This is a genomic window from Schaalia cardiffensis (assembly GCF_016405145.1).
Lineage (GTDB): Bacteria > Actinomycetota > Actinomycetes > Actinomycetales > Actinomycetaceae > Pauljensenia > Pauljensenia cardiffensis.
Map to the genome: position 1 here is coordinate 128,891 of NZ_JAEKIA010000006.1, position 13,253 is coordinate 142,143.

The 13,253-nt window shown below is 62.8% G+C and carries 12 protein-coding genes; 7 read left to right on the top strand and 5 right to left on the bottom strand.

Translation table 11 applies throughout. From position 1 onward, the window contains the following. The first annotated feature begins 192 nt into the window (after positions 1-192). From JFX23_RS05110 to JFX23_RS05135, 6 genes are all read left to right on the top strand, one after another. Positions 193-1,047, top strand: a complete 855-nt coding sequence (locus JFX23_RS05110; protein ID WP_198776000.1) for a hypothetical protein — start codon at positions 193-195, stop codon at positions 1,045-1,047. An 86-nt stretch (positions 1,048-1,133) separates the two neighbouring features. After that, positions 1,134-2,408 carry a TadA family conjugal transfer-associated ATPase gene (locus JFX23_RS05115; RefSeq protein WP_198776001.1) on the top strand — a complete coding sequence of 425 codons (1,275 nt, stop codon included), beginning with the start codon at positions 1,134-1,136 and terminating at the stop codon, positions 2,406-2,408. Between the two features lie 116 nt (positions 2,409-2,524). Next, positions 2,525-3,742 (top strand): type II secretion system F family protein, encoded by a 1,218-nt coding sequence (locus JFX23_RS05120; RefSeq protein ID WP_332874679.1) that lies wholly within the window; start codon positions 2,525-2,527, stop codon positions 3,740-3,742. A gap of 370 nt (positions 3,743-4,112) precedes the next feature. Further along, the gene (locus JFX23_RS05125) at positions 4,113-4,382 is read left to right on the top strand and encodes a DUF4244 domain-containing protein (protein WP_198776002.1); all 270 of its coding nucleotides are present in this window, start codon (positions 4,113-4,115) and stop codon (positions 4,380-4,382) included. Next, entirely contained in the window at positions 4,379-4,750 is a 372-nt protein-coding gene (locus JFX23_RS05130) for a hypothetical protein (RefSeq protein ID WP_198776003.1), read from the top strand. The genes JFX23_RS05125 and JFX23_RS05130 overlap by 4 nt, the downstream gene beginning before the upstream one ends. After that, positions 4,747-5,109, top strand: a complete 363-nt coding sequence (locus tag JFX23_RS05135) for an Rv3654c family TadE-like protein (protein ID WP_198776004.1) — start codon at positions 4,747-4,749, stop codon at positions 5,107-5,109. The genes JFX23_RS05130 and JFX23_RS05135 overlap by 4 nt, the downstream gene beginning before the upstream one ends. A gap of 550 nt (positions 5,110-5,659) precedes the next feature. Here the strand turns inward: JFX23_RS05135 and JFX23_RS05140 are convergent. The 5 genes from JFX23_RS05140 to JFX23_RS05160 all read right to left on the bottom strand — a co-directional run bounded on the left by JFX23_RS05140 (position 5,660) and on the right by JFX23_RS05160 (position 11,924). Beyond that, positions 5,660-6,151, bottom strand: coding sequence for a Dps family protein (locus JFX23_RS05140; RefSeq protein WP_005962530.1), 492 nt, complete (start codon positions 6,149-6,151; stop codon positions 5,660-5,662). 889 nt (positions 6,152-7,040) lie between these two features. Beyond that, a complete protein-coding gene (locus tag JFX23_RS05145; RefSeq protein ID WP_198776005.1) occupies positions 7,041-7,214 on the bottom strand; it encodes a hypothetical protein in 174 nt (57 codons plus the stop codon). 419 nt (positions 7,215-7,633) lie between these two features. After that, complete coding sequence (locus JFX23_RS05150) at positions 7,634-10,420, bottom strand: DEAD/DEAH box helicase (protein WP_233050596.1); 2,787 nt, start codon at positions 10,418-10,420, stop codon at positions 7,634-7,636. Between the two features lie 497 nt (positions 10,421-10,917). Next, positions 10,918-11,400, bottom strand: a complete 483-nt coding sequence (locus JFX23_RS05155; RefSeq protein WP_198776006.1) for a YbjN domain-containing protein — start codon at positions 11,398-11,400, stop codon at positions 10,918-10,920. Then, positions 11,397-11,924, bottom strand: coding sequence for a YbjN domain-containing protein (locus JFX23_RS05160; protein ID WP_276671032.1), 528 nt, complete (start codon positions 11,922-11,924; stop codon positions 11,397-11,399). Before JFX23_RS05160 ends, JFX23_RS05155 begins: the two co-directional genes overlap by 4 nt. A 290-nt stretch (positions 11,925-12,214) precedes the next feature. Between JFX23_RS05160 and JFX23_RS05165 the strand changes: the two genes are divergently transcribed. Further along, positions 12,215-13,186 carry a phosphatase PAP2 family protein gene (locus JFX23_RS05165; protein ID WP_233050597.1) on the top strand — a complete coding sequence of 324 codons (972 nt, stop codon included), beginning with the start codon at positions 12,215-12,217 and terminating at the stop codon, positions 13,184-13,186. Positions 13,187-13,253: the final 67 nt, after the last annotated feature.

The following is a 13,253-nucleotide window of genomic DNA, read 5'->3' on the forward strand; positions in this document are numbered from 1 at the left end:
GGAGGTGTGCGACTGAGCGGCCTGAAAACCACAGATGAGACAAGCATTCGCAATCTCCTAGAGCTTGTGGAGATTCTTGAATGGAGGGAAGGCAGGGCAGATGGTGCGCCTGATCTTGAAATCGTGGGAGTGGGAGGAAGGAACGGAGACGGGAATACACAAGTCCGGGATTCTCACCCCCAATGCCCTCGTGTGGAAATCGGGGCCGGAGGGCAATTCCACCTCCCGGAAGACCTGCCATTACTCGCCGAGGTGATCGTGAACGCCGTGGGGGCCGCGAGCGCGAATCACGCTCAAGCCCCTGTACGAGCGCTGAATGAATCTGGGCCGCAAGTCATTGCCCTTGCCGAGTGGAGTCCCGCCTCAGGAGCAGCCGTTCTCGCCGGACTCCTCGCGAAAACTGAAGACTCAGTCCTGATTGATGCCTCCGGTACTGCACCCTCGCCCTTCCTCATGCAATCCCCAGACCTGCCAGGAATCCGCTGGGCCGACCTGGATCGAGCTGAGCGGGCATTCGGCCCCGACCTCGTCGAACGTCTGCCACGAACGCAAGGCATTCGCATCCTCGCCGGGGATGCTCGGGGAGTTGCGGACGGAGCAGACCCTCGTCTTTCAGCCGTCATTGAGGCGAGCGCAGGGCGCTGCGTCCTTGACCTTGGGCGCTGGGACTCAAGGGCGGAGTTTGCCCTCATGGCGGGCATCGACTACCTGGTTCTCCTTGGAAGCGGTGATCTTGCTGGAGCCTCACGCCTTGCCTGCGTCCTGGCGCTCTATCCGCCGCTGGTTCCCACTGTGCTCGTGACACGGGGGAGAGTCGGCCCGTATATTGCACAGCTCACGGATGTGCCGACGATGCAATTATCGGCGGCGATGAGAAAAGGGGGCAGGCCTCTTTTAAAGGAACTGCGGCGCGCATCTGGGCGCCAGTGGGCGGGCAGATGGGCTCTCGAGGAGAAGTACTGCGCGCCTGAGGTGAAGCGCGGGGTTTTCGGGGCGAAGCACTGCGTGCCTGAGGCGAAGCCTGGGGTTTTCGAGGCGACAGCATGAGCGGATCCATGGGTGGTTTCAGTCGAAAAACGCTTTCTCAGGAGCGGACAAGGAGCACGGGCAGTGTCTTCGTTGAGGAGTGGAGCGTGAAGGCGAGAACTCAGGGAGGCGATCGGAATGGCACACGCGTGGAAAGGGCTTCAGTGGCGCACAGCGCAGATCCGAGAGGGGAAACCTTCGAACAGGAAGTCTTCGAACAGGATGCCTTAGCCAGGATCGCCTCCGGCCAAGGCATCGGCCTCGCTGTCCGCCAAGCCGCCCGACCCGGCGCGGGCATCCGTGAAATGAGCGAACTCCTCGAGAAAGTCACCTCGATCGCCGCCGGAACAGGTCCCGAACTCGCCCGCGTCCTCGTCGATCCTCTCACGAGCGATGTCCTCGTCAACTCGACACAGGCTTGGGTTGACCGTGGTCGAGGCCTTGAACCTCTCGACCTGCCCTTAGACAGCGATGAGCAGACTCGAGCGCTCGCGGTGAGAATGGCTGCCGCCTGCGGACGCCGACTCGATGACGCAAGTCCCATCGTCGACGGCTCATTGCCGGGCGGAATCCGCCTCCACGCAGTCCTTCCAGCACCCTCAGCCTCGGGGACCCTGCTCTCCCTTCGGACTGCGAGAGCCACTGGCATGGGTGTGGACGACATGATCGAGACGGGATCCATCACCCCCGAGATCGGGAGAATACTGCGCGACCTCGTCGAACAGCGGGCGAATGTCCTGGTATCAGGGGCGACGGGAAGCGGGAAGACGACACTGCTCGCAGCCCTGCTCGGCCTGGTTCCAGCCGACGAGCGAATCATCTGCATTGAGGAGGTCCCCGAGCTCTCCCCCGATCACCCGCATGTCATTTCCCTCGTCGAACGGAAAGCGAATGTGCAAGGACGAGGAGGAATCCCCCTGTCGGAACTCGTGCGCGCCGCGATGCGCATGAGACCCGACCGACTGGTACTTGGCGAGTGTCGAGGCCCTGAAGTGCGCGATGTTCTGCTCGCTTTGAATACGGGGCACGACGGAGGCTGGGCCACGATCCATGCGAACGGAGCCAATGATGTGCCTGCGCGGCTTCATGCTCTCGGTGCGCTCGCGGGAATGAGTGATGCGGCGGTCGCCGCCCAGGCGGTAGCGGCACTTGATGCGGTCGTCCACATGCAGCGGGCCCCTGTGCGCTCCGGCATGGACGAAGGGCCGGGACGATGGGTCAGTGAGATCGCGCTCCTTCGCCGCCAAGGCTCTGAACTGTTGTGCGACCTGGCAATCAAAGCGACTCGTTTCGGGAAGTGCGAGCACGGTCCTGGTTGGGAAGACCTTGAAAAGAGGCTCGCAGGCTCCGCTTCGGGTCGCGAGCCTGCGGGATCCGCATGAGCATCGTTCTCGCGCTCGCAGCACTTGTAGCAGCGGTGGCCAGTGTTGTCACCAAGCGCTCGTGGCGTCGGTGGGTCGTGTGCGCGTGGGGCGAAAGTGGCGAAGAAGCGAGGAGGGTGGCTGGATGTTCGACGCACATGGGCGGGGCTGGAAGGAGATGCTTGGGAGGGGCTTGCTCCGCAGGAGGCTACGGAAGCGGGATTTGGGGAGGGGACTGCTCCGAAAGGGGAAGAGGCCCGAGAATAAAAGCTTCAGGTTCGGGCGCTGCGCGGGCCAAGATTCTTCGCTCCCGAAAACCCAGTGGCCCCGCAGATTATCGGATCGCCGGTGCAGAGCTCGCGCTCCTCGTCACGGAAGTCGCCTCTCGTTTGAGAGCGGGCGCGCCAGTCGAGCACGCCTGGGAAGCGAGCTGGACCCGCCTGATCCCCGGTGTCCCCTTCAGTGGGATTGACGAGAACGGGAGCCCGCGAGTCCTCTCCGAGCTCACAAAAGTCCCTGCGTTAACGCAGATCAGAACCTTTTCTGACATTCGTCGGATTCACTGGCTGAAAAGAGGACGAGGACGCGCCGCTCATAGTGCCACCCTCGCCCTTCGCAGTGCCTGCCGACTCAGCGCGAGCAGTGGAGCTCCTTTGGCGCAGATCCTCGACGCGGTCGCCGACGGACTCGAAGAATCCGAAGCCGCCGAAGAGGCCCGCAGGATCGCCTCATCATCGGCACGCACCTCCTCAAGGATCTTGATCGCACTCCCCCTCCTGGGAATCATCGGCGCACAGGTAATGGGGGCGGACCCGATTGGGACATTCTCAGACGCAGGGATCGGTTCTGTCCTCGGCCTCATCGGCCTGACGCTCCTCCTCGCTTCAATTTTCGTCTCCCGCACCCTCATCGCCAGGGCCGCAGGCTCTGCTGGAGAACTGGACCCGGCAATCGCCTGCGATCTCGCCCAAGCAGTCTTGGAAGCGGGAGGGTCCATCCCGCAGGTTCTCGAAGCGATTGGAGAATCGGCGGAGGATCCGACGCTTCGTGCAGCCGGGCGAGGTCTGCGTATTGGTTTGAAATGGTCGCGCGCCTGGGAGGAGCGTCCGAATGATCCCCTCGCTCTCGCCCTCGAACCAGCGTGGACTGATGGGGCCATGCCCGATGAGCTGCTGCGGCGCAGTGCCCGGGCGATCCGAGTCGGGCGCATCGCGGATGCGAGAGCAAAGGCCGAGGCCCTCGGGGTGGAGCTCGCACTCCCACTCGGGGCGCTCCTCTTGCCCGCGTTCCTGGCCCTCGGGCTCGGACCCGTGATGCTCCACCTGTTCGAGGGCGGTTTCGCTTCACTTGTCTAAGGGTGTTGAGCGGAAAGGCTCGGAGTTTTCGCGTTGGCGGGCAATCCCAAGGGCGCCTTCAGATAACCCGCAGTTGTTCACTCGGATTGTTACTTGGGCGGGCAATCCGTTTCTCCCACTGTGTGCTCGGTTTCTTCCACTGTGTGCTCCAGCGTGAGTGGGGCTCGGGCGGGGCAAAGGGCGTCCGTTAGTTGCAGCCCGGATCTGCTCCAGCATGAGTGAGGTTCGGAGCTTTCACGTAAGCGCGCCATCCACAACTCATAGCCTCTTCCCGCTCATGCACAGCTGGGGGAGAAGCAGGTCGCGCCGAAACGGGGAGATGGAGATCCTGAAGATCCCGGAGAGACCGGGAGAAAGAGGAGGTTCACTCATGTCTCACCTGATCAGCATTGCGGGCATTGAAGAGGCGATCACACGTGCTCGACGTCAAGGCGCGCACACCCGAGCGAGAATCGAAGAAGAACTCGCATTCACCTCGGGAGCACTTCAAGGGGATTATGAAGAAGGGTCGACAACAGTCGAATACGCGATCGGCGCGGTCGCTGCCGCGGGTTTCGCGGGGCTCCTGCTCGTCGTCCTCAAGTCGGGCGCGGTCAAGGCCCTACTTCAGGGCATCATCACCTCGGCTCTGACATTGTGAAAAGACGAGGCCGAGTAGGAGGCGAGGAAGAGGGGTCAACGAGCGTTGAACTGGCGATCGGTTTCGTGGCCGTCGCGGCGATGCTCGTCCTCGTCCTCGCGGTCTCTTCCTTCGGGATCGCACGCCAGGGGCTGTGCCGTGGGGCAGGGGAGGCAGCGAGGGCGGCGGTGAGTGGAACTGCGGATGCTGAAGCGGTTGGCCGTCAGGCGCTGGGGAGCCTCGCGGCTCGAGGAGCACAGGTGTCGGTCACTCGTTCGGGGCAGTGGGCGCTCGCATCCGCCAGCATGCCCGGATCGAGCATCGCCTCTATGCCGCTTCCCCCGCTCACATGCGAGGTCCATGCGAAGCTCGGGAGTTTGGCCCCGTGAGGAGCTTAAAGGAGGAGGGCTCGGGCACGATCCTCACAGCGGGAGTGTGCGCGGTGGTAGTTCTCTTCGCGCTTGTGATCGGCGCATATGGGGTTGAGGCCTCCACTCGAGCGAGGCTCGACGCAATCGCAGACCTTGCAGCATTGGCGGGCGCGGACGTGTCGGCGACCGCCCAATGGGAGGATGTCGGCTCACGTCCCTGTGAGGAGGCCGGAGCAGTGGTTGCGAGGAATGGTGTTGCCCTCGACTCTTGCGAAATCCTTGGGACCCACACCCGAGTCATCGTCTCCTCACCGGTGAAGCTCATGGGCGTGTCAGTTCCGGTGCGCGCGAGGGCCAGAGCCGGGCCGAAGGAGTGATGGGCACGAGGGAAGAGGTGAGTCTCCGAAGCCTCAAGGACTCAAAGGACTCTGAGGTACAGGCCGGGGCAGAGCTTGGGGAATTGGGGCGTCGGGGGCGCTATCAACGGAGAGCCAGACCGACATGCCTTGATGGGGAGTATGGGGAGGGCGCCTCCTACGGAGCCCCCAGGAGGGGAATGCGCCGGTGTGGGCCCGGGGAACACCTCGTTGGGGAGCCTCGGGATATGGAGGCGTCGAAAGGAGCTGTGCCGACCGGGAGTCCGAGAGGGGTGCCCATCGATACAAAGCTCGGGTCCCCATTGATGATAGAGAGCTCGCGGAAAGGCTGAGCCGCTGAGGAGCCAGAGGGGGCACTCCTCGCTCGGGGTGCTTCGGGATCTTGGGTATCAGAGAGGCTGAGAACACCACAGTGGCGGAAGCCTCGCTGAACAGAGTAGGAGAGCGCCAGTTGACGTGAAATGGTGGGTTCGCAGCACAGGGCTGCGAACCCACCATTGTGATCAGGGGCGAGGAGTTTTGCTCGATCAGAGCGAGAAGGGCCAGTCGATCAGGCCGAGTAGTTCTGAGAGGAGAGGAACCACGCTTGCTGCTCAAGCCTGAGCACGTAGTCCTCGACAATTCCGGAAGACATGGAATCGGTCTCATCGACGACCTTGTGGACCTCACGCAGAGTGGAAACGACTGCGTTGAGCGCATTCACCATGTAGTCGACAGCGTCGGACACCATGAGAACGCCCTCGGGCGCACTCGGGACGGAGGTGCGCTCTGCGATGGCCTCAGGGCGCCCGTCCGGGATCGCGTTGATGGCGCGCATGCGCTCTGCGATCTCATCGGAGGCCTCACGGGCAATGGTGACGACCTCATCGAGGTTGAGGTGAATATCGCGGAAGTTCGGGCCGACCACGTTCCAGTGGATCTGTTTGGAAACGAGGCTCAGAGCGGTCACATCAACGAGGACACGCTCAAGGGCGTCGCTGAGTTCCGGCGTGGCGGAGAAAACGGGGATGACAGAGGGGTTCTTCACAGGAGTATCGCTCATAGTCCTCAAGTTTAGGTGCGCTCCTTGAATGCGGCCACAGATGTGCTTTTCAGCACGCCAGCGCCTGTATGCGTTTCCTGTGCGCCTGTACCCCGCCACGTCAGCCGACGGGAGGGGTACATAACCCCACCAAAAGCACGACCAAGATCAGCCACAACGAACTCCCTGCACAAAGACTCCGTTGCAACCACCACTGGAATCTAGCTTCAAACCTCGCCGACACCTTGCGGTATCCCAGGGTCTGCGTGCCGAGCGTGCGCATATCCCTTGTCAGTCCGCGACTATGTCTTTCCGTATCAGCGTCTTGGTACGTTCCATGCCCGCTTCCCTGCATCTGCGCCTACCTCTCCAACATCCCAAAGCCTTCGGCTCCGTTCGAAATGCCCCGTTCTTATCCTGTATTCCCTGGGTGAGGCCGCAAGTTGAAGACCAAGCCTCTGCTCACGTCCACAAGTCGGACACTGAACTCCCAAGTGAGGCCACAAGTCGGACAGTGGGGCAGTGCAAGTCGAACAATTCACCCTTTGACCTGGGGTTTTCCTAAGGAACTAGGACGCAATGTTCGATTTGTGGACAGCCGCATCGACACATCCGAACGGCGCCATCCCCGAACGACACCAAACCCGAGTGGTGCAAAACCCGAGCGCTGCCAGACCCGAACGGCACTACACATTCGGGCCCATATCCCTGTTCTGCTACCCCGCTTGTGCTTTCGGCAGGGCTGGGGGGTGGGTGGTGGTGCCGAGATTGTGTTTGGGGTTGTGTGGGTGGGGGTTGGCGGGTGTTGTGCTACCCCGTTTGTGTTTTCGGCAGGGCTGAGGGGTGGGTGGTGGCACCGAGATCATATTTGGGGTTCTTCGGGTGATGGTCGGGTGGAGTTCGAGAACCCTCAGACCACGATTCCCTCCCATATCCGAGCGCCGGAGATCTCCGGCAACTCAGACACGGCGGCATCGACCTCGCCGCGCCCGTATCCGAGTGGCTGAGAAGACCTGGCCTCTGAGATTGAGGCCGTGATCCGCGAGCTGCCAACATCAGAAAGATTGAGGTCCCTGATGGGCAAAGCCCTGATGCGAGGAACCTTGGTGGGAAGAGCTCCTGAGGTGGAAAGTCCTAGTGCGAGGAGCCTCGGGGAAGAGCCCTTGAAGCGGGAAGCGTAGCCGGGAGCAGGATCTGATGGAAAAGCTCTGGTGGGAGGAGCCGCTGATGCGGAAAGCCCTGGTGGGAAGTGCCCCTGATGGAAAAGCTCTGGTGGAAGGAGTGGGGATTGAGCCTCTTCGAATCCGGTGGCCCTCCAGCATCCTGCCTTTGGGCATAGTGCCGACACCAGGGTTGGCTGGGTGCTGAACTGGGGCGGGCAGTGATCGACTCATGACAATGCACACAACTGTGGCCAGCGCAGGTCACTGAGCCGGGTGGGGCAGTGGTCGACTCATGACGATCCATGCGACTGCGGTCAACGCGGGCCGCTTAGAAGGCCACCTAGCCGGGCGGGCAGTGATCAACCAGGAAGTTCAAGAGGAGGATCGCGCCCGCTTTTGACAAGGGCTCGTTCCCATTGCCGCATTTCGGTGACTGGACGCAGCGCGGGCACCCCTCCTCGCATTCGCATCCGAGAAGAGTGTCCAGGGTCGCCCGCATCCATGAGCCTGCCCTTTCGAATCCAGTCTCAGCATGCCCGGCTCCACCGCGAAACGCATCGTGCACGAAAACGCTCGGCAGGCCCGTGTCCTCATGCTCGGCGGTGGACAATCCCCCGAGGTCCCAACGGTCACAGGTCGCGAACAGTGGGAGTATGCCGATTGCCGCGTGCTCGGCGGCGTGGAGAGTACCAGGAAGCTCATCGCGTCCGAGCCCCAGCACAGCGAGCGCATGAGCAGAAAGCTCGTACCAGACGGCTTTCGTCTCCAGGACTCGGGTTGGCAAGCGCAGTTCGCAGTTGCGGATGAACTCGAGCCCGGGCAGGCGCAGCAGGTCGTAGTCGGTGACGCGACTTGTCACATCGACCGCGCCGAAACGCCAGGTCACAAGCCCATCCTCGCTGGTCCAGGAGCGTTCGACCTGTCGCACGGAGACGCTCACATGCTGTTTTGCGCGAGTGCGAAGGGGAGTGCGGACCTCTTCGACGACGGCGATGCGTTGACGTTGTGCACCCCTCGAAGACGCTGGGATGAGCGAGGGCGCGCCCCAGGCTTTTGCTCTGGCACCGGATTCTCCCCAGATGTCAGCTCTGCTTCCGACCCGGACCCTACTCTCGATGTCAACTTCGTCCGCGGCACCAGCCCAGGTCCCAACCCCGGCCCCGGCGTTAGGTTCCGCTCTAGCCGATGTCCCGGCACCGACGCCAACCTCTGCCTCACTCTCGACACCTGCCCAGGCCCCGACACCAGCCTCTGCCTCACTTTCGACACCAGCCCCGGCCTCGTGACTGAGGGGCGCCATCATTGAGGACAAGGACAAAACGTGGAAGGTGCGTCCCTGATGGATGTAGACCGCGTCGGGGAAGACATGCGCATCAGCTGAAGCCTCGTCAATCGTGCCGATGAGCGCACCGCTCCTCGCATCGACGATCTGCACCTCACCACTCGAGCCTCGTAAATCGGTCAGATCACTGGCTCGCTCTTTTCGGGTCGCATCCCAATACCAGCCTGCGGGGCGGCGACGCAGATACCCCTCCGCCGCGAGTCGCTCGGCGAGGGCGGTCATGCCCGGTCCGAATAAGGCGAGGTCCTCCCCCTGCGCACGCGACTCGGACAGGGGGAGCTCGCCAGCTGCCGCACACAGGTGTGGGGCGAGGACATAGGGGTTGAAAGGGTCGATGACCACGGTCTCAACGGGCGCGAGGATCTCCTCTGGGTGGTGAAGCAGGTAGGCATCGAGCGGGTTCTCGGAAGCGATGAGCACTCTGACCCCGGGGGCTCCGGCTCTGCCCGCCCGGCCCATCTGTTGACGCAACGAGGCGCGTGTTCCCGGCCAGCCCACGGTGACCGTCGCATCCAAAGCTGACACGTCCAGGCCCAATTCCAATGCGGAGGTGGTGGCAAGTGCGCGCAGCTTGCCAGAGCGCAAGCCCCTCTCCAGGGCTCGACGCTCTTCGGGCAGATACCCGCCCCGGTAGGCCGCGACTTGCCCGGCGAGGGCGGAACCGTGCGCCCCCAATCGATCCTTGACCTGTGCGGCGAGAGATTCTGCGCCAGCGCGCGAGCGACAGAAGAGGAGGAGTCGAGCGCCCTCTTCCATGAATGCCGCACCCAGGTTCGCGGCTTCGCTCTGTGCACTGATGCGACGCATCGGGGCCTCAAGAACAACATCCTCCCCGTTGATCGCGCGCAGGAACTCGGAGATGTCGACTTCAGATTCTTCGGGGATGAGACGCCCCTGCCACAGAGCCAGGTGATGCGAGCCGCAAGGGGAGCCGTCCTCGTCGATTGCTTCCGCCCCGCGCCCGGTTATGGCTTCGGCGACGGAGGCGGGGTCGCGGATCGTCGCTGAGAGCATGATGATGATCGGATTGGCACCGAGGCTGTGGGCGATGCGCAACAGCCGACGGATCACGAGGGAGACGTGCGCGCCCAGGACGCCGCGCCAATGATGCAGCTCGTCGATGACGATGTACTTCAAGGAGGCGAGGAAACGGGTCCAGCGCTGATGGCTCGCAAGCATGACGTAGTGCAGAAAATCCGGATTCGACAAGAGAATATCGGCGTTGGCGCGCGCCCATTCCTTCGCCTCTCGTGGGGTGTCCCCGTCGGCGCTCATCGCTCGGACTGTGCTGAGAGGAGAGTCTTGTGCGCAGGCCGTGAGTAGGCGCGTCAGTCCGGCGAGTTGATCGGCGGCCAGCGCTTTCGTCGGTGAGAGGTACAGGCAGGTCGGTCGCCTGCGGATTGCGGAGATCCGGGCGGAATCTTCGACCTGGCATAGATCAGAAAGGATCGGAGTCCACGCGGCTACCGACTTGCCCGAGCCGGTTCCGCTCGCGAGGACGACATCGCTGCCCGAATGGATTGCGTCGAGGGCGCTGACCTGGTGACTCCAGGGCATTGTCGCCCCCTGTGCTCGCCAGGCTTCGACCACAGCGGATGCGACCCAGCTGGGCCAGTCGCCCACGCGGGCTCTGCGCCCGGGGATTTCGCGCAGGTCAATAAGACGGTCATCACCTGCGCTGAGACTTTTCAGCAGATCCACGAGGTCGGCGTCGCCAAAGTTTTTGGGGGCACGGGGAGTCGAAACGGGAAGGGGTGGCGTGGTGAGGGGGCTTTCGGCTGACATGGGATGAGGGATCTCAGCCGCACTGCTGGCACGCGGGCTTTCGGGCCCACTACTGGTGCAGGGGCGTTCGTCTGCGACAGCCTGCGGGTTCTTGAGCGCATCACGTGGGAGGGGGCTTGCGCTTGCGGTGGTACGAGGACTTTCGCTTGACTTTTTACTCGGGCTTTCGTCAGGTGTCGTCTGCGGGTTCTTGAGCGCATCACGTGGGAGGGGGCTTGTGCTTGCGGTGGTACGAGGACCTTCGCGTGACTTGTCACTCGGGCTTTTGTGTGCGCCGACGGTGAGAGAATCCCCGGCTGCGCCACCGGGCACAGGCTCCCCGACTTCGCTAGCGGCGAGAGAATCCCCGGCTGCGCCGATAAGAGGATGACCGGCTGAGAAAACGCTAGGCCCCGCGCCTTCAGTGCGACAACGCTCTTCGACGCTCACTTCGCCCTCACAGGGTGAGCGATCCTCACCGCCCACTTCGCCCTCAGGGTGCGAGCCGTCCTCATTTCTCACTTCGCCCGAGGATCGGTCCACCCGAGGGTCTGCTCGGCAGCCTGCTTCATGTACTCGATCGCGCCAATACCGGTGGACACGCCAGCGGACACGTTCTGGGTGAGCTGATCCTTCGACACACCCGCCGCAGTGTCGAGGACGAAATCCGCGAAAACAATCGACGTCCCCTGCTCCGAGGGCATCGAGTAGACGGTCGGGAAATACTTCTCACGGTTCCACGAATCCGCCGCCGCGAAGAGAGGACGAGTGGAGCGCGGAACATCAAGACCGGTCTCCCACATCGCCCGGATCGAGAGGAAACGACCGGACTGATCGATCGAAATGAGGAAGGGAACGGAGTCGAAGACCGCTCCGGCGGCCCGTCCCTCGGCGATCACATCAAGCTCGTAGCCCATTTCGTGGACGTGCGAGAGCAAGCGCTCAAAAGTCAAGGGGTAGGGGGTGCACTCATCGTTCGGCACTGCGAAGGGGACGCTCATTCCTGGTCCTCCTCCACGATCGGGACTGAGGCGGCAAGGCGGGGTTTCGCCTGCTCCATGGCCTCCCCGGCGTCGCTCGTGTTTTCCGCATCATCGGCCCAGGTCACGAAGTCGGGAAGTGCCTTTTCCAAGTCAGCGAAGAATCCCATGATCATCGACAGACTGGTCTCGTAAAAGCCGTCGAGCTGAGCTTGGGTGAGACCGTCCATCGCGACGACATTGCATTCGGCGATGAGCCCGTAGCGGCTCGAGTCCTCCAAAGGAGCGAGGTAGGCTTTCGGGCCGCTCCGAGTCGAATTACAGTTCGCGATCTCGTCAACGAGGGCGCCGAACTGGGTGTCGTCCTCGGCGATCCCACGCCATTGGGCGCGAACCTGGAGGATCTGCGGGTTTGAGGTGTTCCAGAAATAGACGGCGTTGCGAGTGGGAACGACAAGTTCCGCTTCGGAGTACTCCCCGAAGTTGAGATCGCGCGAAGAGAGCAGGTCTCTGACGCGTTCGGTGCTCACTGGTGTGGCGGACACGTGCTCTCCTGATGCTCGGTAATGGCCTCATCTGAACGAGGAACGCGTCCACTGTATCCGAGGGCGGGCCCCTCAGCGCGGGGATGCACTTCTCACCCGTAGGTGGTGGCGTAGTTTTCCTTCGTGAACATCCCAGCGCGGGGATGCTTCTGAAGATGCCCTTGAGTGGCGGTGATTGCGTAGATGGAGCCCCTCAGCGCGGGGATGCACCCGTGTCCGCTGCGGCCACTGGCCGTGACGCACCGATACAGTGGGGGTTGAAACACCTGAGGATCGCGAGAGGAGAGCCGATGAGCGTGGGGATGCCCCCGTCTAGGCGCCCCAAAGGGCGGCCCGTGAATCAGCGCGCCGACGCGAAGAAGCCTCTCCCCTCCTCGCCGCGGCCCGGAGTTTCCTCCGACCGCTGGTATGCGCGCAAATTGAGGCGAAGGATCTTTGCTGCGCTGGTCTGTGCCTTCTTGAGCGTCGTTGTGACGAGGGTGGCTTTGAGTACCGCTCGCGGTCAGGGCGTGGACACGATCTTCATGGAGGCCGCCGCTAAAAGCGCGCGCCGCTTCGATCCTTTCGTTCAGCTCGTCACTTCGCTCGTGTCTGTGCCGGCGATTGTTTTTGTGGGCACGCTCGTTTTCCTCGTTGCTCTTGCGAGGAGGCGCCCGACTCTCGCAGGCAGGGCGATCGTCATGGTCCTCGGTGCGAACGCCACCACGCAGATCGCGAAGGCTCTGCTCGACCGGCCAGACCTCGGCTTATCCACGGCCCTACCGAACTCCCTGCCCTCGGGTCATACGACGGTCGCCATGTCGATCACTCTTGCACTGGTGATGGTCGCACCCCAGTGGTTGCGCGCCCCCTCAGCCTGGGCCGGCTGGATCTGGGCGTCTCTTATGGGGATTTCGGTGATGATTTCCGCCTGGCATCGTTTGGCGGACGTCCTCGTCGCCTTCTTCATCTGCGGAGCGTGGGCATTGGCGCTCGCGCCGATTGAGGGGCGTGAACGTCATGCTCCTGCCATGCAGCGTGCGATGTCGATCGGTGTCCTCGCCTTCTTGATCGTGGCCGTGCTCCTCACCATTTTCGCTTTGGCGGGCATCTCCTTGAAGGAGATCTCCTCGCCGGGGGCCTACAGCTTCGGTTACGACGCCTACCTTGAAAGCGCTCCTTGGCGGTCCCGAGTTCTCGCGCTCGCCGCTTCCACGTGGGTGCTCTCCGTCGCGGGTTGGGTCATTAACGAGGTCGATGTCCTGTGCTCGAGGCGCGATTGAAGGGCGTGAGCCTGAGAAGCGGTTTTTCTTCGTAGCGCTCCCGGCTAGAGGCAACACCGCGCCAAGG

What these genes read in the sequence shown, in the direction of transcription:
- JFX23_RS05140 (WP_005962530.1), bottom strand. Translation starts at nt 6,151, where the DNA reads ATGAGCGATACTCCTGTGAAGAACCCCTCTGTCATCCCCGTTTTCTCC.
- JFX23_RS05165 (WP_233050597.1), top strand. Translation starts at nt 12,215, where the DNA reads ATGAGCGTGGGGATGCCCCCGTCTAGGCGCCCCAAAGGGCGGCCCGTG.
- JFX23_RS05125 (WP_198776002.1), top strand. Translation starts at nt 4,113, where the DNA reads ATGTCTCACCTGATCAGCATTGCGGGCATTGAAGAGGCGATCACACGT.
- JFX23_RS05155 (WP_198776006.1), bottom strand. Translation starts at nt 11,400, where the DNA reads ATGAGCGTCCCCTTCGCAGTGCCGAACGATGAGTGCACCCCCTACCCC.
- JFX23_RS05150 (WP_233050596.1), bottom strand. Translation starts at nt 10,420, where the DNA reads ATGTCAGCCGAAAGCCCCCTCACCACGCCACCCCTTCCCGTTTCGACT.